Source organism: Halomonas ventosae (genome assembly GCF_004363555.1).
GTDB lineage: Bacteria > Pseudomonadota > Gammaproteobacteria > Pseudomonadales > Halomonadaceae > Halomonas > Halomonas ventosae.
This window is the reverse complement of the sequence record NZ_SNZJ01000003.1, coordinates 182,764-205,325: the sequence shown is the minus strand read 5'-3', so window position 1 is coordinate 205,325 and position 22,562 is coordinate 182,764. Positions and strand designations below refer to the sequence as shown.

The window sequence follows — 22,562 nt, the reverse complement described above, 5'->3', positions numbered from 1 at the left end:
TCAGATCGCCTCGAGGTCCTGCAGGTGGATCCGCGAGGGGCGTGGCATGGCTTCGCCATGCACCGGGCAGTCCGGGTTGAAGTGCAGGCCGCGGGATTCGCGCCGTGCCCGGGCGCAGGCCACGGTGAGGCGCGCCAGGCGAAGCGCATGCCAGAGGTTCGCCAGGGCAATCGTGGGCGCGGCGTCCGCCATGCGGGGGGCGAGCCGGCGGTGCAGCTGCGCGAGGCCTCGGGCAGCCTCGTCCAGTCCCTGGTCGGTGCGCACGATGGCCACCCGGGCACTCATCAGCTGGCGCATCGCGTCACGGATCTCCCCGATGTCGTCCAGGGCGACCGGCTGCCGGCCCCAGTGCGCCGGGGCCAGCTCGGCCGTCGGCAAAGGGGCTGCGGAACGCAGCCGTCGCCCACAGCTGCGGGCATAGACCAGGCACTCCAGCAGGGAGTTGCTGGCCATGCGGTTGGCGCCGTGCAGGCCGGTGCAGGCCACCTCGCCGATGGCGTGCAGCCGCGGGACCGTGGTGGCGCCCCCGAGATCGGTGGTGACCCCCCCGCAGCTGTAGTGGGCGGCCGGCACCACCGGGATCGGCTGGTGCACGATGTCCAGCCCGCGACGGGCGCAGTGGGCATGGATGGTCGGGAAGTGGTGGCGGATAGCGGCCTCGCCGAGGTGGCGGATGTCCAGGTAGACATGGTCGGTGCCGGTGCGCTGCATCTGGGCGTCGATGGCCCGGGCGACGATGTCGCGGGGCGCCAGCTCGGCCCGAGGGTCCACCGCCGGCATGAAGCGCTCGCCTGCGGCGTTGATCAGCAGCCCGCCCTCGCCGCGAACCGCCTCGCTGATCAGGAAGGCGGGGCCCTCGGGGTCATAGAGGCAGGTGGGGTGGAACTGCTGAAACTCCAGGTTCATCAGTTCGGCGCCGAGTTCGGCGGCCATCATCATGCCCTCGCCGCTGGCCGGCTGGGGGCTGGTGGTATGGCGATAGAGGCCGCTGGCCCCGCCGGTGGCGAGCACGGTGTCCTCGGCCGCGAGCTCCTGCAGCCGGCCATCCGCATCCAGGCAGCGTGCCCCGCGGCAGTGGCCCTCGCCGTCACCGATCAGGCCGATGGCGGTGAGGTCACCGCACAGCCTGATGTTCGGGTGGGCCTCCACATGCTGTTTGAGGGTCTCGACGACGGCACGGCCGGTGGCGTCGTCGGCGTGGATGATACGCCGCGCGCCATGGCCCCCCTCGCGGGTGAGGTGGTAGGGATAGCCGGCATCGGCGCTCGCGTCGGGCGTGAAGGGGACGCCCAGTGACACCAGCCACTCGATGGCCGATGGCCCCTGTTCCACGGTGAAGCGCACCGCCCGCTCGTCGCACAGGCCGTCGCCCGCCACCAGGGTGTCCGCCACGTGGGCCTCGATGTCGTCCTGGGGGGAGAGCACGGCGGCGATGCCGCCCTGGGCCCAGCGGCTGGCACCCTGGTCGTCGCTGGTCGGGCGCAGCAGCGTGACCCGGCGATGGTCGGCCACTTCCAGTGCCAGCACCAGCCCGGCGACCCCGCCGCCGATGACCAGCACCTCATGCTTGCCGTCTGTCATCTGCCTTTCCTTCTTGCGTGGTGGCTCGCACGATCGCCGAGGCATCCTCGGTGAGCCCATGGTGGGGTGCCCGGCGACGCAGCCGCCGGCTGGGCAGTCGCTCGAGGCCGCCCAGGCGCCGGGTGAGGTCGGCGGTCAGCCGCGCAAGCTCCCGATTGAGCCACAGGTAGCCACTGGGGCTGAAGAGCATGCGGCCATCGGCGGAGCGGGCATTGCCGGCCAGCTCGGCGTGGCGCTGCAGCTCGAAGGGGGTGATGGTCACGTCGACCGGCTGGCCGGTGCGTACCTGGAAGGCCAGGGTGCCGATGCCGCGGGCCAGGGTGTGCTGCTCCTCGCGGAGGCCGGTCATGGCGTCGATGCGCTCGTGCCCATCGCGACTGCTCCAGTGGGTCTCGAGCAGCAGCTCGATGGTGGAGAGCATGCGTCGCTGCAGCGAGATCAGGTCGTCCAGCTCATGGCGGGTCAGCCGTCGCTCGCGATGGATGGCATCCACCAGGCCGCGCTGCTTGACCAGCAGGCTGCTGGTGGCCTTGAGCATCTCGCGGGTATCGATGTCGGGGGCCGCCGTGGCCGAGGTGTGCGCATGGTAGAGGCGGCCCATGCGGTCCAGGTTGTCGGCCAGCATGAAGCGCATCATGTCGGTGGCCTTCTGCGGCAGTACCAGCACCGTGACGGCGATACCCACCAGGGTGCCGAGCAGGACGTCGAAGGCGCGCCACAGGGCGATATCGAGCTCCTGGGTGCCGTCGCCGACCACCAGCAGCAGGCTGATGGCGAACATCAGGCCGCTGTAGCCGTGCCGGTTGCTGAAGGTCAACCAGGTGGCGACGGCGATGCCGGCGAGGGTGGCGAGGGGGACGAGCGGCGGCCAGGGCAGCGGCAGCAGGATCAGCAGCAGGCCCCAGCCGGCACCGAGCAGGGTGCCCAGCAGGCGCTGGCGCCCCTTGTCCAGCACGCCACCGATGTGCGGCAGGTTGCCCATCACCATGATGGTGCTGACCAGCGCCCAGCCGCTGTGCTGGATGGCGAAGAACTCGATGATGGCGAAGGTGAGGCACAGGGCTAGCACGATGCGCAGCACGTGCAGCTTGCGCCGATGCTGATAGTTGAAGTAGGGGTCGCGCAGGCGCGGCAGGATCATGTCACGGCGTCCCGTTGGAGGGTCGCGCCCGACGCTTGCCGGAAGGGTGCAGGAAAGCTGGTGCCCGGAGCCGGGCTCGAACCGGCACGGTGTTGCCACCGAGGGATTTTAAGTCCCTTGCGTCTACCAATTTCGCCATCCGGGCGGCACGGTTCCGAGCGGGCAGCTAGGGGAATGATGGAGGCTGGAGTCGGAATCGAACCGGCGTACACGGAGTTGCAGTCCGCTGCATAACCACTCTGCCATCCAGCCTCATGAGTCGTGCCATTCGTGGGGAATGGAGCGGGAAACGAGCTTCGATCGGACCGGCGCACCGGCTCGCGACCCTGGCTGTCGCACGCAATGACTCTGTTACTGCTTGCGAGTCTGGAGCGGGAAACGAGATTCGACGGGGCTGGCCTTCCAGCTCGCGACCCTCGCTGTCGCACTCTTCTACTCACGATGTTGCCTTGAGTCTGGAGCGGGAAACGAGATTCGACGGGGCTGGCCTTCCAGCTCGCGACCCTCGCTGTCGCACTCTTCCACTCACGATGTTGCCTTGAGTCTGGAGCGGGAAACGAGATTCGAACTCGCGACCCTCGCCTTGGCAAGGCGATGCTCTACCACTGAGCTATTCCCGCCTGACTCGAGAGCGAATTATACGGATAAGTCGGTGACTGTCAAACACTTTTCACTACCCTTCAGCGCATCGAGCTGCTCAGGTGCGGCCAGGCCGCCTTGAGGTAGAGGAACATCGACCAGAGCGTCAGCAGGGCCGCCACGTAGAGGGTCGCCACGCCCAGCAGGGCCACGGGGGTGCCGGGAGCGAAGGCCAGCAGCACCAGCAGGGCGACCATCTGTAGGGTGGTCTTGACCTTGCCGATCCAGGAGACCGCCACCTGGCCGCGCTTGCCCATCTCGGCCATCCACTCGCGAAGGGCCGAGATGACGATCTCGCGACCGATGATCACCAGTGCCGGCAGGGTCAGCCAGATGGCCTCGTAGCGCTCGATCAGCAGGGCCAGGGCCACGGCCACCATCAGCTTGTCGGCCACCGGGTCGAGGAAGGCGCCGAAGGGCGTGGACTGGTCCCAGCGCCGGGCCAGGTAGCCATCGAGCCAGTCGGTCACCGCGGCCAGGGCGAACAGGGCGGCGGCCAGGGGCATGCTCCAGGCGAAGGGCAAGTAGAACAGCACCACCAGCAGCGGGATGAAGAGGATTCTGGCCAGGGTGAGCAGGTTGGGTATGTTCATCGGGAGGTGCGGTCCTTGCCTTGGGAGATACCGGAAACCCCCTCATTCTATCCGCCGGGGCCTGACTCATCCATGCAGGGCGCGATGAATCGTCTCGGCCAGGGTGGCGCTGATGCCGGGAACCCGCGCCAGTTCCTCGCGACTCGCCTGCCTGACCCCCTGCAGGCCGCCGAAGAAGCGCAGCAGCTCGCGTCGGCGACGCGGCCCCACCCCCGGGATATCCTGCAGGGTGGAGGTGCGCCTTGTCTTGTCGCGGCGTGCCCGGTGACCGGCGATGGCGAAGCGGTGGGACTCGTCGCGGATGTGCTGGATCAGGTGCAGGGCCGGGGAGGCGCCGTCGAGGTCCAGGCTGCGGTCGACGGTCTCGACGAACAGCGTCTCGAGCCCCGCCTTGCGGGTGGTGCCCTTGGCCACGCCGAGCAGGGTGACGCCACTGACGCCCAGTTCGGCGAACACCTCCCGGGCCATGTTCAGCTGCCCCTTGCCGCCGTCGACGACCAGGATGTCAGGCCGTTCACCCTCGCCGTCGGCAAGGCGCTTGAAGCGGCGGATCAAGGCCTGGCGCATGGCGGCATAGTCGTCGCCGGCGGCCACGCCCTCGATGTTGAAGCGACGGTAGTCGGACTTGCGGGGCCCGTTCTCGTCGAACACCACGCAGGAAGCCACGGTGGCCTCGCCATGGCTGTGGCTGATGTCGAAGCACTCCAGGCGACGGGGGGTGTCCTCGAGCGCCAGGGCCTCGCGCAGGGCCGCGAAGCGTTTCGAGAGCTGGGTCTGGCTGGCCAGCTGGCTGGCCAGCTGCTGTTCGGCATTGGTGCGGGCCAGCTCCCGCCACTGGGCGCGATGACCGCGGACCTGATCGGTCAGGCGAATGCGCTTGCCGGCGCGCTCCCCCAGCGCCCGGGCGATCAGGTCGGCGTCCGGTACCGGGTGGCTGGTGATCACCTCCGCGGGGATCTCCCTGGCCTGGCCCAGGTAGAACTGGCTGATGAAGTCGCCGAGCAGCGCCTCCGGGCCCAGGTCGAGCCCGTTGGCCGGGGCATGGTGGCGGGCCCCCAGCAGGCGGCCCTGGCGCACCGTGAGCACCGAGATGCACAGTGCCCCGGGACGGCTGGCCAGGGCGAAGACGTCGGCGTCACCGCCGCCGGTATCGACGAACTGGCGCTGCTGCATCTGGCGCAGGTGCTGGACCTGGTCGCGCAGCCGGGCGGCCTCCTCGAAGTCGAGGCGGGCGCTGGCGGCCTCCATGGCTTCGCTCAGCTCGCGGGTCACCGCCTCGCTCCTGCCCTCGAGGCACATCACTGCATGCTCGAGGTCGCGCCGGTAGTCCGCCTCGCTGATATGGCCCACGCAGGGCGCGCTGCAGCGCTGGATCTGGTACTGCAGGCAGGGTCGGGTGCGGTGGGCGAAGACGCTGTCCTCGCAGTTGCGGATGCGAAAGATCTTCTGCATCAGCGACAGGCTCTCGCGCACGGCGCCGCTGCTGGGGTAGGGGCCCAGGTAGCGGCCATCGTTATGGCGCACCCGGGCGCGCTTGTACTCCAGGGCGGGGAAGGGGTGGCGGTCGCTGACGAAGACGAAGGGGTAGGACTTGTCGTCGCGCAGCAGGATGTTGTAGGGCGGGCGCAGCTCCTTGATCAGCGTCTGCTCGAGCAGCAGGGCCTCGGTCTCACTGTTGGTCACCGTCACCTGGATGTCGGCGATGCGGCCGACCAGGGCCTGGGTCTTGGTGTTGAGCGCACCGCGAAAGTAGCTCGCCAGGCGGGCCTTGAGGCGACGCGCCTTGCCGACATAGAGGGTCTCGCCGTGCTCGTCGAGCATGCGGTAGACCCCCGGGGATTCGCTGACGCTGCCGAGGAAGTCGCGGGAATCGAAGCTCATGGAAACGGCGTGCCGTAGACGGGAAGCGGAGGCCTCATTCTACCAGATCGGAGCCCCCGGCAAGGCGCTCAGTCAGCGTCGCTGAAGCCGTCGACCAGGCCGTGGCGCAGGCCGAGGTGGGTCAGCTCCACATCGGAGGTCACGCCGAGCTTCTCGAAGATCCGGTAGCGGTAGGTGTTGACGGTCTTGGGGCTCAGGAACATGCGGTCGGCGATGTCGGCGACGCGCTGGCAGTTGACGACCATCATCGCCACCTGGAGCTCACGCTGGGAGAGCTGGTCGAAGGGGTTGTCCGGCGCATCGATGCGCGACAGCACCAGCCGCTGGGCGATCTCGGGGCTGACATAGCGCTTGCCGCCGAACACGCAGTGGATCGCCTCGACCATCTCGTCATGCTGGCAGCCCTTGCTGATGAAGCCGTGGGCCCCGGCCTCGAGCAGGCGCTGGGCGAAGGTCTCCTCGATGAAGGCGGTCAGCACCAGGATGCGGATGTCGCTGGTGAAGCGGTTGATCTTGCGGGTGGCCTCCAGGCCGCCGATCCCGGGCATGCGGATATCCATCAGCACGATGTCCGGTTCGAGCTTGCGCGCCTTGGTGATGGCTTCCTCGCCATCCGCGGCCTCACCGACCACGCGGATCCCGCGCTCGGCATTCAGCAGGTGGGCGATGCTGGTCCGTACCAGGTGATGGTCATCGGCGACGAGAACCCTGATCAACGCTGACGCTCCTGAAAACGTGGTGGGTGAGTGTCGTCCCGAGATGGGGCCTGGCTAAGAAGATGCCAACATGTCGGCCGGCTCGGTATCAGTCCCGGTAGGGTGGCACATCCCGTCCCTAAGGGGAATTGGCCCAAGGCAGAAGAGTGAAATTGCCCTCATGGGGTTGACGCTTCCGAATGGGCTGCGTAATATTCGCCTCGTTCTCGCAAGGCGGGAACGACGTGGGGCCTTAGCTCAGCTGGGAGAGCGCAACACTGGCAGTGTTGAGGTCAGCGGTTCGATCCCGCTAGGCTCCACCAACCACCTTCATGAAAACGCCGCCTGAAGCCCTGCTTCAGGCGGCGTCTTCGTTGGTGCGTGCCCCTCTGCCTCCTGGCGGGGCCGCGGGGCCTGAGGGGCCAGCCTGCCTGCGGCGGTCACATCGTTTGTCACGAATGACGGCCAGTGCAGTACCCTGTAGCTGGACCGGTCATCAGGGAGAGGCCATCGTGGGGTTTCGCTTCCAGCGTCGCATTCGTCTCGCACCCGGTGCGCGACTCCTTACCTGCAGGCTGCGTCCCGGGCTCTCGGTCGGCCCGCCCGGTATCCATCTGTCCCTGGCAACCGGTGAAAGCGGCGAGGAACTGCCGGTGCAGCTCGACATCGCCGCCAGCGGGGAGATCCGCTACCGGCATCCCGATGGACGCCGCCTTCCCGATGCCGAGGCCCGGGCGCTGCGCCGCCAGGGCGAGGCGGCGATACGCGCAGCGCTCGAGACCCACTGCGAGCTGCTCAATGCCGAGCTCGACCGGCTCGAGCGCCTGCACGAGCAGACGCCGCCACCGGAGGCGGCCGGCTATCAGCCGCGCAACTACCCGGTGCCTCCTCCCGCGCCGGTGACCCTGGAACGGCCCGACTGGCGGCATGCCCTCTGGCCGGGGGCTCGGGCACGGCTCGAGCGGGAGAACGCTCGCCGCGAGGCGTCGCATGCCGAGGCCTATCGTGCCTGGGAGTGGGAGAAGGCCCAGTTCGATGCCCGCGAGTTCGAGCGTCAGCAGCGCGAGGAGGTGGCGGCCTGGAGCGACCCCGAGGCCATGCAGCAGACGCTGGCCGAACGACTTGACGAGCTCGACTGGCCGCGCGAGACGCTGGTCGACTTCGAGCTGAGTGACGACTGCCGCACCATTGCCCTGGACATCGACCTGCCGGGCGAGGAGGAGATGCCCGATCGCTACTGGACCATGCCCGCCAAGCGCCTCAAGCTCTCGCCGCGCAAGCTCGGCGCCACGCGACAGCGCGAGCTCTACCGGCGCCACGTGCATGGCGTGGCCTTCCGGGTGCTGGGCACGGTCTTCGCCCGCCTGCCGGGCATCGAGCACGTGCTGGTCTCCGGCCATCGCCGGGTCGAGGCCCCGGAGGGCAGCGAGTTGCAGGCCAGCTACCTCTTCAGCGCCAAGGTCACCCGCGAGGCGTGGGAGGGCCTCGACTTCGACCGGCTGGCGGAACTCGACCCGATTGATGCCCTGGCGGCCTTTCCCCTGCGACGCGAGATGGCCAGGACCGGCGCCTTCCGAAACATCACGCCCTTTGAGCTGGACTGGCGCCGGCGCTGATGACGGGCGTCTCGCCGGCTCTCGGGCTCGCCGGGCATGGCGCCATGTCGGGCGAAGCCTGCTAGCTTGAGCTCAGGGATGACGCGATGGGGAGAGCGGCGATGGGTGATGCCTTCGAGCTGGTTGATGACCTGGGGCCCGAGAAGGTCCTCTACCTGCATGACCCGGCCACGGGTCTCCGGGCCATCCTGGTGATCGACAATGTGGCGGCCGGGCCGGCCATCGGCGGCACGCGCATGGCACCGGACGTGAGCCTGGCGGAATGTGCACGGCTGGCCCGTGCGATGACCCTGAAGAATGCGGCCGCCGGCCTGCCCCATGGCGGGGCCAAGGCGGTCATCTTCGCCGACCCCGCAATGCCGGCCGGTGACAAGGAGCGGCTGGTGCGCGCCTACGCCTATGCGCTGAAGGACGTGAAGGACTACATCGCGGGCCCGGACATGGGTACCGACGAGACCGCCATGGCCTGGGTGCATGACGTCATCGGCCGCGCCGTGGGCTTGCCGCGGGAGATCGGCGGCATCCCCCTCGACGAGATCGGCGCCACGGGGTTCGGCCTGGCCGTTGCCCTCGAGGCGGCCGAGCCCTTCGCGGCCTTTCCGCTCGCCGGTGCGCGGGTTGCCATCCAGGGCTTCGGGGCGGTCGGCATGAACGCCGCGCGCTTTCTTGCCGAGCGCGGAGCGCGGCTGGTGGCGGCCTCGGATTCCGCGGGCAGCCTGGCGCGAGCCGAGGGCCTCGATGTCCCGGCGCTGATCGACTGGAAGCGCCAGGGCGGTCGCCTGGCCGAGTTCCCGGGTGGGGAGGCTGGACCGCGGGATGCGATCATCGACGCCGAGTGCGACATCTGGATTCCGGCGGCTCGGCCCGACGTCATCCACGAGGGCAATGTGGACCGGCTGCGGGCCCGGGTGGTGGCACAGGGGGCCAACATCCCGGTCACCGAGGCGGCGGAGCGGCGGCTCGCCGAGCGCGGCGTGCTGGTGTTGCCGGACTTCATCGTCAACGCCGGCGGGGTGATCTGCGCGGCCGTCGAGCACCGTGGCGGCCGCCAGGGGGAGGCCCTCGAGAGCATCGCGGAGAAGGTCCGCGCCAACGTCACCGAGGTGCTGCAGCGGGCCGAGGCCGCCGGCGGACTTCCCCGTCAGGCGGCCGTCGAGATGGCCCGGGAGCGCGTGGTCACCGCCATGCGTTTTCGCCGGACCTGGTGACCGGGGCGCGGTCTTCCCGCCGCCCTCCGAGCGGCACTCAGTCGGGCGCGGCCTGGCCGGCGCTGAGGATGTGGTGCAGGCCGGCGCACGCCACCAGGGGGTCGTCGCAGTTGACCACGATGTCGGAGCGGGCCAGCACGTAGCTCTTGCCGGTGATGGTGTTCTCCACGACCGTGTGGGTCCCTTCCTGTCGCGTGCCGGTGAACTCGCCGATGAAGCCGGTCTCGCGCAGCGAGACAGTTTCCAGCTTGTCGCCGGGCTCGATGGTGCCCTCGTGGCGCATCAGGGCCAGGCGCGCCGAGGTGCCGGTGCCGGTGGTGCTGCGGCAGATCACCCCCGGGTGCACGTAGGTGGCCGAGCGCGAGCGGTAGAAGTCGTCGGCCACCTGCTCCACCGGCCCCATGAAGTGCAGGAAGGGCAGCGGGCCCACGTCGCCCAGGGTGTAGTGGGAGAAGCCGCGCTCGGCCTGGATCGCCTCGACGATGCGGTGGGCGCAGTCGGCGAGCTCCCGCTCCTCGTCGCGGTTGAGGTGGAAGCCCAGCTCGGCGGCGTCCACCAGGGCGTAGAAGCCGCCGCTGTAGGCCACCGAATAGGTGACGTCGCCGATGCCGGGCACATGGATCGTGGCGCGGTAGGTGTCGATATAGCTGGGCAGGCCGCCGCAGGTGATCGACTCCACCACGCCGTTCTCGACCAGGGCCTCGATCTGCACCAGTCCCGCCGGCGACTCCAGCTTGAAGCGCTGGCGTCCCTCCTGCTTGGGCACCAGGCCGCTCTCCAGCACCGCCGTGGCGGTGCAGATGGTGTTGGAGCCGGAGTAGATCGGATAGCCCATCACCTCCATGATGATGTAGCCCACCTCGGCGGCCGGGTCGGTGGCGGGCACGAGCAGGTCCACCGACATCTCGGGAATGCCGTAGGGCTCCTCCAGCAGCAGCCTGCGCAGGCCGTCGGCGTCGTCGCGCAGGTAGTGCATCTGGTCACGCACCGTGGCGCCGGGCAGGGGCTCGATGCCGCCGACCACGATGCGGCTGACATCGCCGCCGGCATGGGTATCGATCAGTTGCAGGGTCAGTTCCTGGCTCATGAGTGTCCCTCGAGGGCGAAGGGCGCGCCATGCTCGTCCCACTGGCTGTCGGGGACGATCACGATCTTGCCCAGGAAGTTGCTGCCGCGGCTGACGAAGTAGCGCTCGGCCTGGTGGAGGTCGGAGAGCTTGAAGGCGGCGTGCAGCACCGGCTTGAGCTCGCCGGAACGGATCCAGGCGATCAGCTGTTCGGCCTCCTCGCGGGTGCCGTGGGAGACGCCGAAGATCTGCACCTGGTAGAGGTAGATGCGCGTCCACAGGATCTCCGAGATGTTGCCGCCACTGGCGCCGGCGATGGAGAGCCGCGGGTAGGTACTGCGCGCCTTCATGTCCTGGATCATGGTGTCGATGAAGCGGTCGGTCATCTCGCCGCCGACCAGGTCCATCACCGCGTCGATGGGCGCGCCTCCGGTGGCCTCGAGCACCCGCTCGGCGAAGCCCTCGAGGTCGCCGCGGTCGATCACCGCTTCGGCGCCCAGCGCCTTCAGCGCCGGGGCCTTCTCCTGCTGGCTCACCGCGTAGGGCAGGGCGCCGACGATGCGGCAGAGCTGGATGAGTGCGGTGCCGACCCCGCCGCTGGCCCCGCTGACGAGAACCCGTTCACCCGCGCTTACTCGGGCGGACGTCATCATGTGGTAGGCGGTCTGGTAGGAGCACATGCCCAGGGCGGCGAGCTCGGCGTCGCGCAGTTCCGGGTTGGGCACGTGGTGGAACTGGTCCGAGGGCACGGCGACGTATTCGGCGAAGCCGCCGTCGGCGCCATGGCCGTAGTAGTCCGGGGTCAGGTTGATGTCGCGCCGGGCATCCGGGTAGAGGTTGAAGTCGAGCAGGCCGCGCTCGCCGATCCGCGAGGCCTCGACTCCCTCGCCCACCGCCACCACGCGCCCGGCGATGTCGGCGCCCTGGATGCGCGGGAAGGTCAGGGTCGGCTCCCCGCCCATGGCAAAGGAGGTCACCTCGCCCTTCTTCACCGGGTAGAGCCCTTCGCGGGCCTTGCGGTCGGTGTTGTTCTTGGCGGTGGCCGTGACCCGCACCAGCACCTCGCCGGGCCCCGGTTGCGGGGTCGGCACGTCGTCGTGGTAGACCAGCCTGTCGACGTCACCATGTTCGGTCAGCAGCATGGCGGCCATGGTGTCGGGAAGGATCTCGCTGCTCACTGGGTGCCTCCTCTCGTCTGGGGGATCGACTCGGGCAGACGATAGCAGACTTCCCCGCCATGACGTCATCCCCCCGGGGGCACCTGCGTGGGAAGCGGCGCCAGGTCAGCCGCCGTCGCGGTGCCAGAAGGGCTGTCCCACCGTCGGCGTGCTGGGGCTGGCGGTCTGGCGCTGCTGCATCAGCCCGGCCAGGTAGGCCTTGCGTCCGGCGCGGATGGCCTCGGCAAAGGCCTCGGCCATCAGCGGGGGGCGATGGGCGCGGGCCACGGCGGTATTGAGCAGTACGCCGTCGAAGCCCATCTCCATGGCCTCGGCGGCCTGGGACGGGGCGCCCAGGCCGGCATCGATGATCAGCGGCACGTCGAGGCGCCGGCGCAGGGTCTCGAGGGCATAGCGGTTCATCAGTCCGCGACCGGTGCCGATGGGCGAGCCCCAGGGCATCAGCGCCTGGCAGCCGGCATCGCGCAGGCGCTGGCAGAGCACCAGGTCGTCGGTGCAGTAGGGCAGCACCTTGAAGCCCTGGTCGACCAGTTCCCGGGCCGCCTCCAGCAGGCCGAAGGGGTCCGGCTGCAGGTTGTAGTCATCGCCGATCACCTCGAGCTTGATCCAGGGCGTGTCAAAGAGCTCGCGGGACATCTGGGCCAGGGTGATCGCCTCCCGGGCCGAGCGGCAGCCGGCGGTGTTGGGCAGCAGCCGGCAGCCGCTGTCGCGCAGGATCTGCCAGAAGGCCTCGCCGTCGCCGCCGGCGGGGTTCTGGCGGCGCAGCCCCAGGGTGACCATCTCGCAGCCGGCGGCCCGGATGGCCTCCTGCATCACCGTGGGCGAGGGGTAGAGGGCGGTGCCGAGCAGGAAGCGGCTGGCGAAGGCCTCGTCATAAAGCGTCAGGGTATCGTCGTGCAGCGCGTCCATCAGCCACCTCCCACCGGGGCCACGATATCGATGCGGTCGTCGTCCTGCAGGACCCGGCCGGCGTAGGCGGAGCGGGGCACGAACTCGCCGTTGACGGCCACGGCAACCCGGCGGTCGGCGTAGTGCCACGCCTGCAGGGCGTCCGTGAGCGGCGTGCCGGCGGGAAGGCGGACGGCCTCGTCGTTGAGGCGCAGGGTGATCTCGTTCATGCAGCATTCTCCTGCGGCGGGCGTGCCGCCAGAGTGTCGGCGAAGGGCCGTTCGCCGTGGCCGCGGATCACGGCCAGCAGGTGGCAGACCACGGCCGGGGCCAGCAGGTAGCCGTGGCGGAACAGGCCGTTGGCGGTGACCAGCCCCTCCCGGTGGGTGACATGGGGCAGGTTATCGAGGAAGGCGGGGCGCAGGTTGACCCCCTGCTCCAGGATGCGCGCCTCGGCGAACGCCGGGGAGAGGGTGTAGAGGGCACTGCCCAGTTCCAGCGAGGACTGCAGCGACATGGGCGAGCGGTCCTCGCTCTCGATCTGGGTGGCGCCGATGACGAAGCGTCCCTCCGGCTTGGGGACCACATAGAGCTGGTAGCGAGGGTGCATCAGGCGTACCGGGCGCGAGAGCCGGATCTCGTCGGTCTGCACGTGCAGGGTCTCCCCGCGCACGCCACGCAGGCTCGGGTGGCGCGGCCGGGCGCCGGTGCCGCGACAGTCGATGACCAGGTCGAAGCGCCGGCGGCCGTCGGCGGTGACGACCTCGCCGGGGAAGGTCTCCACCGGGCAGTGGGCATGGCACTCTCCGCCCAGGGCGCGAATCTCGTCGAGCAGGCGGGTGAGCAGGGCCCGGTTGTCCAGGTGGGCCTCGTCCGGCAAGTAGAGGCCCTGCTGGAAGCCAGGCGCCAGGTCGGGCTCCAGCCGGTGGATCTCTCGGGCGTCGAGGGGCTGGCAGGGGGCGTTGCCGCCCAGCGCGTGGTCGAGGTCGTGGCGGAACTGGGTGAGCTCGCCCAGGTCCTGGGGATGCGCCACCATCAGGCTGCCGTGCTGCTGCCACAGCGACGCGGCGTCGAGGGCCTGGAGCCACTGCGGCCACTGGGTCAGGGCGAAGCGGCCCATGTCATGGACGCAGCGCTCGGAGATGGCCGTCTCGCAGAGCGGGGCGACCATGCCGGCGGCGGTCCAGGCGGCAGCCGGCGGGACGTCCAGGTCCCCGGCGTCATAGAGGGTGACGGCGTGACCGTCGGCGAGCAGTTGCCAGGCGAACAGGCGCCCCAGCAGGCCGGCCCCGGTGACGGCGACGTGATCGGTGGTGGTTGTCAAGATAGTGGCCATCCAGCAGGAGACATGGCTGACCAGGCGGGATGGCGACAGGGGGCAGGCAGGCGTGACATGCGCTTGTTCCCTCCGCAGGCATCAACCTGATCAGGTTCAACGGGTTCGGCCGTACCGATCTCAGCCCCCGTGCACGTCTCCCTGAGCGTACCGGGGCTCCCCGACAAGTCCTGCCAACTTAACCAAAGATGCCCGGGCACGCAATCTCGTCGCATGCCCGGGCATCATAGGAGTGGCGCTCTGTTCGGCTCAGGCGCAGTCGGCGGCCCCCTCGCCGAACATGTCGAACAGCAGCTCGCGGCCGAGGCCGGTCAGCACGAAGCGCTGCTGGTCATTCCAGGTGGCCGCCCGGCTGGTCTCGAGGACGTGTTGGCAGGGTGCCCAGTCGCGGTCGGCTTGGCCGAGTGCCTCGAGGGCGTGGCGGTCGAGGCCGCGGTGGGGAACGGTGACCGTCTCGAGGACGTGCCCCTGGCGATAGAGCAGGGCGGCCATGTTGGAGAGGCACTGGCGCAGGCTGCGCTGCATGCCGGTGGTGCTGGGGGTCTCATGTCTCATGCTGCCGCATCTCCTTTAGGATTCTGCTGCAGCGCATTATACATGCGACGAAGGTCGATGTCATACCAAGGTCTAAGATGTCCCCGCCCGGGAATCCTGCCCGCCGGGCGGGGCGAGTCCCTCAGCCCTCCACGCGTCCCAGCAGCAGGAACTCGATCAGCGCCTTCTGGGCATGCAGGCGATTGCCGGCCTCCTGCCAGACCACGGCGCGCGGGTCATCGAGCAGGGTCGTGCTGATCTCCTCGCCGCGGTGGGCGGGCAGGCAGTGCAGGAAGAGCACGTCGTCCTTCGCCCGGTCGAGCATCGCCTCGCTCACCTGGAAGCCGGCGAAATCGGCCTGGCGCCTGGCCTGCTCCTCCTCCTGGCCCATGGAGGCCCAGACGTCGGTGGTCACCAGGTCGGCTTCCGCCACGGCCTGCTGAGGATCGCGCATGATAGTCACCCGCTCGCCGGCAGCCGCCAGGATGTCCTGGCGTGGCTCGTAGCCTTCCGGACAGCAGATGCGCAGCTGGAAGTCGAACTGCCGGGCGGCGTTGATCCAGGAGTGGCACATGTTGTTGCCATCACCGATCCACACCGCGGTACGTCCCTTCACGCTGCCGCGGAGCTCGGTCCAGGTCATCACGTCGGCGAGCAGCTGGCAGGGGTGGTAGTCGTCGGTGAGGGCGTTGATCACCGGCACCGTGCTGGCGGCGGCATACGTCTCCAGGCCCTCGTGGGAGAAGGTGCGGATCATCACCGCATCGACCATCTCCGAGAGCACCCGTGCGGTATCGCCGATGGGTTCGCCGCGGCCGAGCTGGGTGTCGCGGGGCGAGAGGAACAGCGCATGGCCGCCGAACTGCGCCATGGCGGTCTCGAAGGAGACCCGGGTACGGGTCGAGGACTTCTCGAAGATCATCGCCAGGGTGCGGTTGGCGAAGGGCGTGTAGGTCGGCCCGTGGGTCTTCAGGCCGTTCTTGATCGAGATGGCTCGCTGGATCAGGTAGCGCAGCTCGTCCGGACCGAGGTCAAGCAGGGTGAGGAAATGGCGGGTGGCCATGGTGTCGCTCCACGGGAAAAAACGACCATCCTAGCCAGGCCACGGGGGATGCGCAACGCGACCGTCATCAGTAGAATGGCCCTCATCCACAAGGCCGACCAGCATACTCGGGTATTGCCCGGGCGCCTGACGGCCACGGTCAATCGAGGCCCGGTTCGCCGGGGCCCGGACACACGAGAAAGGGAGACGTCATGAGCACCACCGTCGAGAACATCCAGCGCCAGATCGGCGAGAACCCCATCCTGATCTACATGAAGGGCACCCCCCAGCTGCCGCAGTGCGGTTTCTCCGCCCAGACCGTCCAGGCCCTGATGGCCTGCGGCGAGCGCTTCGCCTTCGTCAACGTCCTGGACAACCCGGACATCCGTGCCGAGCTGCCCAAGGTGGCCAACTGGCCGACCTTCCCGCAGCTGTGGGTCGAGGGTGAACTGGTCGGCGGCTGCGACATCGTGGTCGAGATGCACCAGACCGGCGAGCTGGAAAAGCTGGTGAAGGCCGCGGCCTCCCGTGCCCAGGCCGAGGAGCCGGGCGACGAGAAGCAGTAAACGCCGGGCATCAAGCGCCAAGCCGCCAAGCCGCCAAGCTGTCCGGTGACGGGCGACAGGTAGCGAGGCTGCAACGTGAAACCCCACCGGACTAACGTCTGGCGGGGTTTCTTGCTATTTGTTGTTGATTGAACCTAGCCTCCGCTTGGCCGCTTGGCGCTACTCCTCCAGCCCCTGCTCCTTCTGGGCCAGGGCCCAGCCGCCCAGGTCCTTGTAGCGGTTGACCATCGCACAGAACAGCTCGGCGGTGCGCTCGGTGTCGTAGCGTGCCGAGTGGGCGGCACTGTTGTCGAACTCGATGCCCGCGGCGCGGCAGGCCCTGGCCAGTACGGTCTGGCCATAGACCAGGCCACCGAGCGAGGCCGTGTCGAAGCTCGAGAAGGGGTGGAAGGGGTTGCGCTTGATGCCGCAGCGGTTGACCGCGGCGTTGAGGAAGCCGTGGTCGAAGGCGGCATTGTGGCCGACCAGCACGGCCCGGGTGCAGCCGTGGGCCTTGATGGACTTGCGCACCGGGCGGAAGATCTCGCCCAGTGCCTCGGCCTCGCTGACAGCCACCTGGCGGCGCAGCGGGTCATCCAGCCGGATGCCGGTGAAGTCCAGCGCCGACTGCTCCACGTTGGCTCCCCCGAAGGGGGTGACATGGTAGGCGTAGGTGGCGTCGGGGACCAGGTTGCCGTCCGGGTCCATGGTCAGGGTGACGGCGGCGATCTCGAGGATCGCATCGCGCTCGGGATTGAATCCGCCGGTTTCCAGGTCCACCACCACGGGCAGGAAGCTGCGGAATCGCTGCGCCATGAGTTCGCGGGCGATCGCCTCGCTCATGCACCTCTCCTTGTCTGGGCCATCGTGTCTCGAAACCGCGAAAGTCTAGCAGCTTGCCCTCGGCGAGTCGCGTCGCCGGTATTCGCTGCTGGCTCGGCGCGCTATAATCGCCTCCTTCGAGAACGCTACTAGAGGAGCCTCAGCATGTCCGATGTCAAGAAGGTCGTGCTCGCCTATTCCGGCGGCCTGGACACGTCCGTCATCGTCAAGTGGTTGCAGGAAACCTATGACTGCGAGGTCGTGACCTTCACCGCGGACATCGGCCAGGGCGAGGAGGTCGAGCCGGCCCGGGCCAAGGCCCAGGCGCTGGGGGTCAAGGAGATCCATATCGAGGACCTTCGCGAGGAGTTCGTGCGCGACTACGTCTACCCGATGTTCCGCGCCAATACCCTCTACGAGGGCGAGTACCTGCTCGGCACCTCCATCGCTCGCCCGCTGATTGCCCGTCGCCTGATCGAGATCGCCGACCAGACCGGCGCCGACGCCATCTCCCACGGCGCCACCGGCAAGGGCAACGACCAGGTGCGCTTCGAGCTCGGCGCCTATGCCCTGAAGCCGGGCGTCAAGGTGATCGCCCCCTGGCGCGAGTGGGACCTCAACTCTCGCGAGAAGCTGATGGCCTACTGCCAGCAGCACGACATCCCGGTGGACTTCTCCTCCAAGAAGAAGTCGCCCTACTCGATGGATGCCAACCTGCTGCACATCTCCTACGAGGGCGGCATCCTCGAGGACCCCTGGGCCGAGGCCGAGGAGGAGATGTGGCGCTGGAGCGTGTCGCCCGAGGCCGCGCCGGATACGCCCACCTATATCGAGCTGACCTTTGATCAGGGCGACATCGTGGCCATCGACGGCGTGCCGATGAAGCCCCATGAGGTGCTCGAGAAGCTCAACAAGCTGGGTGGCGACAACGGCATCGGCCGCCTCGACATCGTCGAGAACCGCTATGTGGGCATGAAGTCCCGCGGCTGCTACGAGACCCCGGGGGGCACCATCATGCTGCGCGCCCACCGCGCCATCGAGTCGCTGACCCTCGACCGCGAGGAGGCGCACCTCAAGGACGAGCTGATGCCCCGGTATGCCGAGGTGATCTACAACGGCTACTGGTGGAGCCCGGAGCGTCGCATGCTGCAGGCGGCGATCGACGAGACCCAGAAGAACGTCTCCGGCGTGGTGCGCATGAAGCTCTACAAGGGCAGTGCCACCGTGGCGGGGCGCAAGTCCGACGCCTCGCTCTTCGACGAGTCCATCGCCACCTTCGAGGATGATGCCGGCGCCTACGACCAGAAGGATGCCGAGGGCTTCATCAAGCTCAATGCCCTTCGCCTGCGCATCGCCGCCGGCAAGGGCCGCAGGCAGGACTGAGACGCAGCGTCATGCCTTCCTCGACGCCGGCCCGCCGCCGGCGTCGTCGTGTCGAGGGCTGCCACAAGCGAGGAGAGCACCATGTTCAAGAAGCTGTTATCCGGCCTGTTCGGCGGTGGCGAGGGCAAGTCCGGCAACGCCGCGGCCGCCGAGCCGGTGGAGTACAAGGGCTACCTGATCATCTCCGAACCCGCCGACCAGGGCGGCCAGTACCGCGTCAGCGGCTGGATCCGCAAGCCGCTGCCCGCCGCCGACGATGAGGAGGGCGAGATGCTCGAGCACCGCTTCGAGCGCTCCGACATGCTGCCCGGCCGCGAGGCCTGCGACGCCCTGATGATCAGCAAGGCGCAGCGCTTCATCGACGAGGTGGGCGACGAGATGTTCTCGCCGCGCTGAGGCTCGCCCTATACTTCAGGACATGCCGATCCATAGCATGATCCGGAGCCACCATGCGCCTGCTGCACCGACCCTCGCCCTGGCGAGGGCTCTTCGCCACCGATGCGTTGCCCGACCCGAGCGGCTGGCCGGCGTTGCTGGCCCCGCTGGGCCAGGCCCTGGCGAGCCTGGGGCCCGCTCCCGACCTGGACGAGGCCCATGCCTGGCAGGGCCAGCTGGTGGAGGCCCTCGACCGGCTCGACCTGCCCGCCTGGCGTATCAGCCAGCTGATCAGCGACCATAACGACTGGCTCTACCGGCGCGCCATCACCCTCTCCCTGGAGGAGATGCGCGGCCAGGGCTGGGGGGCGCCGCCGGCGGCCTTCTGCGTGCTGACCCTCGGCTCGGGGGCGCGCCACGAGAGCCTGCTGGCGCCGGACCAGGACAACGCCATGATCATCGCCGACTACCCCGACGAGCGGCATACCGAGATCGACGGCTACTTCCAGTCGCTGGGCGAGCGCTTCACCGCGCGCCTCGATGCGGCCGGGATCCCGCTCTGCCAGGGCCATGTCATGGCGCGCTGGCCGATGTGGCGCAAGCGGCTCTCGGAGTGGCGTGCACAGCTGGAGATCTGGACCGCGGAGCGTCGCGTCAAGCGGGTCCAGCAGGCCAATATCCTGCTCGACTTCCACCCGGTCCATGGCGAGCCCGCGCTCGCCGAGGCCCTGGCCGATCGGGTGGCCCGGCTGCTGCCGAAGGCCCACCTCTTCCTCGACGAGATGGCGAGCCTGCTCGATGAGCTGCCGCTGGCCCTGGACCGGCTCGGCCGGCTCGGCGGCGACGGCGAGGGCGCCCCCCATGAGCGAGCCATCAACCTCAAGCGCCAGGGAATGCTGCCGCTGGTGAATGCGGTGCGCCTGCTGGCCGTCCGCCACGGGGTGCGGCCGCCGGATACCCGCTCGCGGCTGGTGGCGCTGGTGATGCAGGAGGCGCTCGACGCCGAGCATGCCCGGGCCCTGACCGCGGCGCACGAGCGGCTGCAGGCGCTGATGCTCGACGAGCAGCGCCGGGCCCTCATCGAGGGGCGCAGCCCCGATGGCTGGGTGGATATCGCCCGGCTGGGCGAGGAGAAGCGCCTGCTTCTGCGTCATGACCTGCTGCAGATCCGTCGACTGTTGCGCCATGCGCGGCGGCCCTGAACGCCCGCAGGCTGGCCACTAGCCAACTGCCTCGGTAGCGCACAATGCCTTGCTCCTTGCTCCTTGCTCCTTGCTCCTTGGGCCTTATTCCGGTGGCGCCTCGGGCAGCTCCATCACCAGGCAGGCACCGCCCAGTCGCCGCGCCTCCTCGACCCACAGTCGCCCACCCAGGTGGGCGACGATGCCCCGGCTGATGGGCAGCCCCAGGCCGCTGCCGCGGGGGCGGCCGCGTGTCTCGCCCCCCTCCTGGCGCTGGATCTGGTGGAACTTCTCGAAGACCCGTTCGCGCTCGTCCTCGGCGATGCCGGGCCCGTTGTCCTCCACGGCGAGGCGGTAGTGGTCCTTGTACCGCTCGAGGCGCAGCAGCACCTTGGGGTCGTCGTCGGCGGCGAACTTGCCGGCGTTGTCGAGCAGGTTGATGATCACCTGTTCGAGACGGTCCGGGTCGCCGATGACCGTCGCGGTCTCTGGTGTGATCTCGACCGCGAGGCTTACCCCGCGGTCCTCCTGCAGGCGGTGCACCGCATCCACGCTGTGGCGTGCCAGGGCCACCAGGTCCAGACGCCGGGGCTCCAGGGTCAGGCGGCCGCTCTCGAGCCTTGCCAGGTCGAGGATCTCCTCGATCAGGCGCGAGAGCCTCTGGCTCTCGCGCACCACCACGTCGAGGAAGTGGCGGCGCTTCTCGTCGGGCAGGTCGTCGCTGTCGCGCAGGATCTCGGCAAAGGCGCGGATCGAGGTGAGGGGCGTGCGCAGCTCGTGGCTGACCATGGCCACGAACTCGTCCTTGAGGCGGTCGAGTTCGCGCAGGCGCTCGTTGGCCGCGCGCAGCTCCTCGCTGGTGCGCGCGAGCTCCCGGGACTTCTGCTCCAGTCGACGGTTGACCTCCAGGGTCTCGGAGGTGGTGTCGAGGATGCTGAGGATCGACTCGAGGTTCAGGGCCTCGCCGCGCACCACCGAGTCGATCAGTACCCGTGCCGAGGCGCTGCCCAGGGAACCGGCCAGGGCCTGTTCGGCACGGGTGGTCAGCCCCGGCGGGGCGGGCTGGCTGTCGTCGGCGGCCTCGTCGGGATGGATCGCGAAGACGCGGGCGGTGGCAGCGCCGCCCAGGTAGCGGTCGAGCAGGGCGCGCAGTTCGCCACGGGTGGTCTGGCCCTGCCACAGCGTGGTCTGGACCAGGCCGGGGTGCATGGCCTCGGTGAACAGCGCCGCCTGGGTCTGCTCCAGCGGCGACTGGCGGGTGAAGAGCGAGATCCCTACCAGCAGGCCGAGGTTGGCACCCAGGCTCCACAGCAGCGAGTGGGTATAGATGTCCCAGCCCTCGAGGCCGAACAGCGCATAGGGCTTGAGCCAGGAGAGCCCCCAGGGGCCCTGTTCGAGGAAGCCGGCATCCAGCCAGCCCGACTGGGCGAAGCCCGGGATCAGCAGGGTCCAGGCCCAGATCAGGACACCCGCGATCATGCCCACCCCGGCCCCCAGGCGGTTGGCGCCTCGCCAGTACATGCCGACCAGCAGCGCCGGGGCGAACTGGCAGGCGGCGGCGAAGGAGACCAGGCCGATGGTCACCAGGCTGTAGGCGTCGCCGATCAGCGCATGGTAGAGGTAGCCGAGCAGCAGGATCAGCAGGATGGCCACGCGGCGGATGCGCAGCAGCCAGCCGGCGAGCTCGCCCCGGGTGCTCAGGTGGAGGTGGCGCGAGCGCAGCAGCAGCGGCATCACCAACTGGTTGCTGACCATGGTCGAGAGGGCGATGGTCTCGACGATCATCATGCCGGTGGCGGCCGAGAGCCCGCCGATGAAGACCAGCAGCGGCAGCCCTTCCAGCCCGGCCGAGAGGGGCAGGGTGAGCACAAAGCTGTCCGGGTCGCCGCTGGCGTCGCCCAGCAGCAGCCCGGCGAGGGCGATGGGGATCACGAAGAGGTTGATTACCAGCAGGTAGAGCGGGAAGAGCCAGCTGGCGCGCTTGAGGTGCCGCTCGTCGACGTTCTCGACCACCAGCACCTGGAACTGCCGCGGCAGGGTGAGAAAGGCCAGGAACGCCAGCACCAGCATGCCCACCCAGCCCAGGGCCCCGCCGGGCACCGCCTCCAGGCTCATCAGCCGGGTCAGCTCGGGCATCGCGCCGACCCGGGCGAAGAGCTCCGCCGGGCCGTTGAAGAGCACGAAGACGGTGAAGACCCCCACCGAGAGGAAGGCCACCAGCTTGACCAGCGACTCGAAGGCGATGGCCGCCACCATGCCCTCATGGCGCTCGCTGGCATCCAGGTGGCGCGTGCCGAAGAGGATGATGAACACCGCCAGCACCAGGGCGACCCAGAAGGACTTGTCGGCCCAGAAGCTCTCGTCGGCCAGGCGCAGCTCGGCGGCCTGGGGGTAGTTGACCAGCACCGCGTGGCTGACGGTGATGGCCTTGAGCTGCAGGGCGATGTAGGGGGTGATGCCGATCAGGGCGATCAGCGCCACCAGGGCGCCCAGGCTCGAGCTCTTGCCGTAGCGGGCGCTGATGAAGTCGGCGATGGAGGTGATGCGCTGGGCGCTGGCGATGCGCACCATCTTGCGGATCACGAAGGGGGCAATCAGCATCGCCAGGGTCGGGCCCAGGTAGATCAGAAGGAAGCTGGGGCCATACTGGGCCGCGCGGCCGACGCTGCCGTAGAAGGTCCAGGCGGTGCAGTAGACGGCAATGGAGAGTGCATAGACGGTGGGCGAGCCGATCAGCGAGCGACCCTGCTCGGCGCGGCGGTCCCCCCAGGCGGCGATGACGAAGAGCAGCGCCAGGTAGCCGAAGGCCACCGTCAGGACCACGACACTGCTTCTCATGGCGTGTCAGCCTGCATCCG

At 69.0% G+C, this 22,562-nt stretch carries 20 protein-coding genes, 4 tRNA genes and 1 riboswitch; of the genes, 7 read left to right on the top strand and 17 right to left on the bottom strand.

Going from position 1 to position 22,562, the window contains the following annotated elements; genetic code table 11:
- From nadB to uvrY, 8 genes are all read right to left on the bottom strand, one after another.
- A complete protein-coding gene (gene nadB, locus DFP85_RS03690; protein WP_133634971.1) occupies positions 1-1,581 on the bottom strand; it encodes an L-aspartate oxidase in 1,581 nt (526 codons plus the stop codon).
- Positions 1,562-2,722: an FUSC family protein gene (locus tag DFP85_RS03685; protein WP_133634970.1), complete on the bottom strand. Its 1,161-nt coding sequence runs from the start codon at positions 2,720-2,722 to the stop codon at positions 1,562-1,564. The genes nadB and DFP85_RS03685 overlap by 20 nt, the downstream gene beginning before the upstream one ends.
- Positions 2,723-2,780: 58 nt before the next feature.
- Positions 2,781-2,867 (bottom strand) — tRNA-Leu (locus tag DFP85_RS03680).
- A 33-nt stretch (positions 2,868-2,900) separates the two neighbouring features.
- Positions 2,901-2,974, bottom strand: a tRNA-Cys gene (locus DFP85_RS03675).
- A 293-nt stretch (positions 2,975-3,267) separates the two neighbouring features.
- Positions 3,268-3,342: transfer RNA gene (locus DFP85_RS03670), tRNA-Gly, on the bottom strand.
- A gap of 60 nt (positions 3,343-3,402) precedes the next feature.
- The gene (pgsA, locus tag DFP85_RS03665; protein ID WP_133634969.1) at positions 3,403-3,954 is read right to left on the bottom strand and encodes a CDP-diacylglycerol--glycerol-3-phosphate 3-phosphatidyltransferase; all 552 of its coding nucleotides are present in this window, start codon (positions 3,952-3,954) and stop codon (positions 3,403-3,405) included.
- A 66-nt stretch (positions 3,955-4,020) separates the two neighbouring features.
- Entirely contained in the window at positions 4,021-5,835 is a 1,815-nt protein-coding gene (gene uvrC, locus DFP85_RS03660) for an excinuclease ABC subunit UvrC (RefSeq protein ID WP_133634968.1), read from the bottom strand.
- 68 nt (positions 5,836-5,903) lie between these two features.
- Positions 5,904-6,551: a UvrY/SirA/GacA family response regulator transcription factor gene (gene uvrY, locus DFP85_RS03655; protein ID WP_106231584.1), complete on the bottom strand. Its 648-nt coding sequence runs from the start codon at positions 6,549-6,551 to the stop codon at positions 5,904-5,906.
- A 226-nt stretch (positions 6,552-6,777) separates the two neighbouring features.
- On the opposite strand from uvrY, the gene DFP85_RS03650 reads away from it, so the two are divergent.
- From DFP85_RS03650 to DFP85_RS03640, 3 genes are all read left to right on the top strand, one after another.
- Positions 6,778-6,853 (top strand) — tRNA-Ala (locus DFP85_RS03650).
- A gap of 189 nt (positions 6,854-7,042) precedes the next feature.
- Positions 7,043-8,146: a DUF4236 domain-containing protein gene (locus tag DFP85_RS03645; RefSeq protein WP_133634967.1), complete on the top strand. Its 1,104-nt coding sequence runs from the start codon at positions 7,043-7,045 to the stop codon at positions 8,144-8,146.
- A 101-nt stretch (positions 8,147-8,247) separates the two neighbouring features.
- The gene (locus DFP85_RS03640) at positions 8,248-9,354 is read left to right on the top strand and encodes a Glu/Leu/Phe/Val family dehydrogenase (protein ID WP_133634966.1); all 1,107 of its coding nucleotides are present in this window, start codon (positions 8,248-8,250) and stop codon (positions 9,352-9,354) included.
- Positions 9,355-9,391: 37 nt separating this feature from the next.
- Here DFP85_RS03640 and DFP85_RS03635 read toward each other — a convergent pair whose 3' ends face one another.
- The 7 genes from DFP85_RS03635 to argF form a co-directional block, all read right to left on the bottom strand.
- Positions 9,392-10,441, bottom strand: a complete 1,050-nt coding sequence (locus tag DFP85_RS03635) for a proline racemase family protein (RefSeq protein WP_133634965.1) — start codon at positions 10,439-10,441, stop codon at positions 9,392-9,394.
- Positions 10,438-11,571 carry an alcohol dehydrogenase catalytic domain-containing protein gene (locus tag DFP85_RS03630; RefSeq protein ID WP_133635041.1) on the bottom strand — a complete coding sequence of 378 codons (1,134 nt, stop codon included), beginning with the start codon at positions 11,569-11,571 and terminating at the stop codon, positions 10,438-10,440. The genes DFP85_RS03635 and DFP85_RS03630 overlap by 4 nt, the downstream gene beginning before the upstream one ends.
- 132 nt (positions 11,572-11,703) lie before the next feature.
- Positions 11,704-12,507, bottom strand: coding sequence for a thiazole synthase (locus tag DFP85_RS03625; protein ID WP_208108439.1), 804 nt, complete (start codon positions 12,505-12,507; stop codon positions 11,704-11,706).
- The gene (gene thiS / locus DFP85_RS03620; RefSeq protein WP_106231595.1) at positions 12,507-12,716 is read right to left on the bottom strand and encodes a sulfur carrier protein ThiS; all 210 of its coding nucleotides are present in this window, start codon (positions 12,714-12,716) and stop codon (positions 12,507-12,509) included. The genes DFP85_RS03625 and thiS overlap by 1 nt, the downstream gene beginning before the upstream one ends.
- On the bottom strand, positions 12,713-13,810 hold the full coding sequence (thiO, locus tag DFP85_RS03615) for a glycine oxidase ThiO (protein ID WP_243737191.1): 1,098 nt from the start codon (positions 13,808-13,810) through the stop codon (positions 12,713-12,715). The genes thiS and thiO overlap by 4 nt, the downstream gene beginning before the upstream one ends.
- A 62-nt stretch (positions 13,811-13,872) precedes the next feature.
- A riboswitch (TPP riboswitch) is annotated at positions 13,873-13,995 on the bottom strand.
- A gap of 76 nt (positions 13,996-14,071) precedes the next feature.
- A complete protein-coding gene (locus DFP85_RS03610; protein WP_133634963.1) occupies positions 14,072-14,377 on the bottom strand; it encodes a hypothetical protein in 306 nt (101 codons plus the stop codon).
- A gap of 121 nt (positions 14,378-14,498) precedes the next feature.
- A complete protein-coding gene (argF, locus tag DFP85_RS03605; RefSeq protein WP_133634962.1) occupies positions 14,499-15,419 on the bottom strand; it encodes an ornithine carbamoyltransferase in 921 nt (306 codons plus the stop codon).
- 191 nt (positions 15,420-15,610) lie between these two features.
- Here argF and grxD point away from each other — a divergent pair, with 191 nt between their 5' ends.
- Positions 15,611-15,964, top strand: coding sequence for a Grx4 family monothiol glutaredoxin (gene grxD / locus DFP85_RS03600; protein ID WP_133634961.1), 354 nt, complete (start codon positions 15,611-15,613; stop codon positions 15,962-15,964).
- Positions 15,965-16,123: 159 nt separating this feature from the next.
- Here grxD and rnt read toward each other — a convergent pair whose 3' ends face one another.
- On the bottom strand, positions 16,124-16,786 hold the full coding sequence (gene rnt / locus DFP85_RS03595; protein WP_106231603.1) for a ribonuclease T: 663 nt from the start codon (positions 16,784-16,786) through the stop codon (positions 16,124-16,126).
- A gap of 144 nt (positions 16,787-16,930) precedes the next feature.
- Here rnt and DFP85_RS03590 point away from each other — a divergent pair, with 144 nt between their 5' ends.
- From DFP85_RS03590 to DFP85_RS03580, 3 genes are all read left to right on the top strand, one after another.
- Positions 16,931-18,148: an argininosuccinate synthase gene (locus DFP85_RS03590; RefSeq protein ID WP_133634960.1), complete on the top strand. Its 1,218-nt coding sequence runs from the start codon at positions 16,931-16,933 to the stop codon at positions 18,146-18,148.
- An 81-nt stretch (positions 18,149-18,229) separates the two neighbouring features.
- Positions 18,230-18,544 (top strand): HlyU family transcriptional regulator, encoded by a 315-nt coding sequence (locus DFP85_RS03585; RefSeq protein ID WP_133634959.1) that lies wholly within the window; start codon positions 18,230-18,232, stop codon positions 18,542-18,544.
- Between the two features lie 53 nt (positions 18,545-18,597).
- Positions 18,598-19,725 carry a DUF294 nucleotidyltransferase-like domain-containing protein gene (locus tag DFP85_RS03580; protein WP_133634958.1) on the top strand — a complete coding sequence of 376 codons (1,128 nt, stop codon included), beginning with the start codon at positions 18,598-18,600 and terminating at the stop codon, positions 19,723-19,725.
- Between the two features lie 84 nt (positions 19,726-19,809).
- On the opposite strand, the gene DFP85_RS03575 is transcribed toward DFP85_RS03580, so the two are convergent.
- Entirely contained in the window at positions 19,810-22,542 is a 2,733-nt protein-coding gene (locus DFP85_RS03575; protein ID WP_133634957.1) for an ATP-binding protein, read from the bottom strand.
- Positions 22,543-22,562: the final 20 nt, after the last annotated feature.

Coding starts and splice junctions, on each gene's coding strand:
- nadB (WP_133634971.1), bottom strand. CDS start 1,581: ATGACAGACGGCAAGCATGAGGTGCTGGTCATCGGCGGCGGGGTCGCC.
- DFP85_RS03685 (WP_133634970.1), bottom strand. CDS start 2,722: ATGATCCTGCCGCGCCTGCGCGACCCCTACTTCAACTATCAGCATCGG.
- pgsA (WP_133634969.1), bottom strand. CDS start 3,954: ATGAACATACCCAACCTGCTCACCCTGGCCAGAATCCTCTTCATCCCG.
- uvrC (WP_133634968.1), bottom strand. CDS start 5,835: ATGAGCTTCGATTCCCGCGACTTCCTCGGCAGCGTCAGCGAATCCCCG.
- DFP85_RS03640 (WP_133634966.1), top strand. CDS start 8,248: ATGGGTGATGCCTTCGAGCTGGTTGATGACCTGGGGCCCGAGAAGGTC.
- DFP85_RS03635 (WP_133634965.1), bottom strand. CDS start 10,441: ATGAGCCAGGAACTGACCCTGCAACTGATCGATACCCATGCCGGCGGC.
- DFP85_RS03630 (WP_133635041.1), bottom strand. CDS start 11,571: ATGGCCGCCATGCTGCTGACCGAACATGGTGACGTCGACAGGCTGGTC.
- DFP85_RS03625 (WP_208108439.1), bottom strand. CDS start 12,507: ATGGACGCGCTGCACGACGATACCCTGACGCTTTATGACGAGGCCTTC.
- thiS (WP_106231595.1), bottom strand. CDS start 12,716: ATGAACGAGATCACCCTGCGCCTCAACGACGAGGCCGTCCGCCTTCCC.
- DFP85_RS03610 (WP_133634963.1), bottom strand. CDS start 14,377: ATGAGACATGAGACCCCCAGCACCACCGGCATGCAGCGCAGCCTGCGC.
- argF (WP_133634962.1), bottom strand. CDS start 15,419: ATGGCCACCCGCCATTTCCTCACCCTGCTTGACCTCGGTCCGGACGAG.
- grxD (WP_133634961.1), top strand. CDS start 15,611: ATGAGCACCACCGTCGAGAACATCCAGCGCCAGATCGGCGAGAACCCC.
- rnt (WP_106231603.1), bottom strand. CDS start 16,786: ATGAGCGAGGCGATCGCCCGCGAACTCATGGCGCAGCGATTCCGCAGC.
- DFP85_RS03590 (WP_133634960.1), top strand. CDS start 16,931: ATGTCCGATGTCAAGAAGGTCGTGCTCGCCTATTCCGGCGGCCTGGAC.
- DFP85_RS03585 (WP_133634959.1), top strand. CDS start 18,230: ATGTTCAAGAAGCTGTTATCCGGCCTGTTCGGCGGTGGCGAGGGCAAG.
- DFP85_RS03580 (WP_133634958.1), top strand. CDS start 18,598: ATGCGCCTGCTGCACCGACCCTCGCCCTGGCGAGGGCTCTTCGCCACC.
- DFP85_RS03575 (WP_133634957.1), bottom strand. CDS start 22,542: ATGAGAAGCAGTGTCGTGGTCCTGACGGTGGCCTTCGGCTACCTGGCG.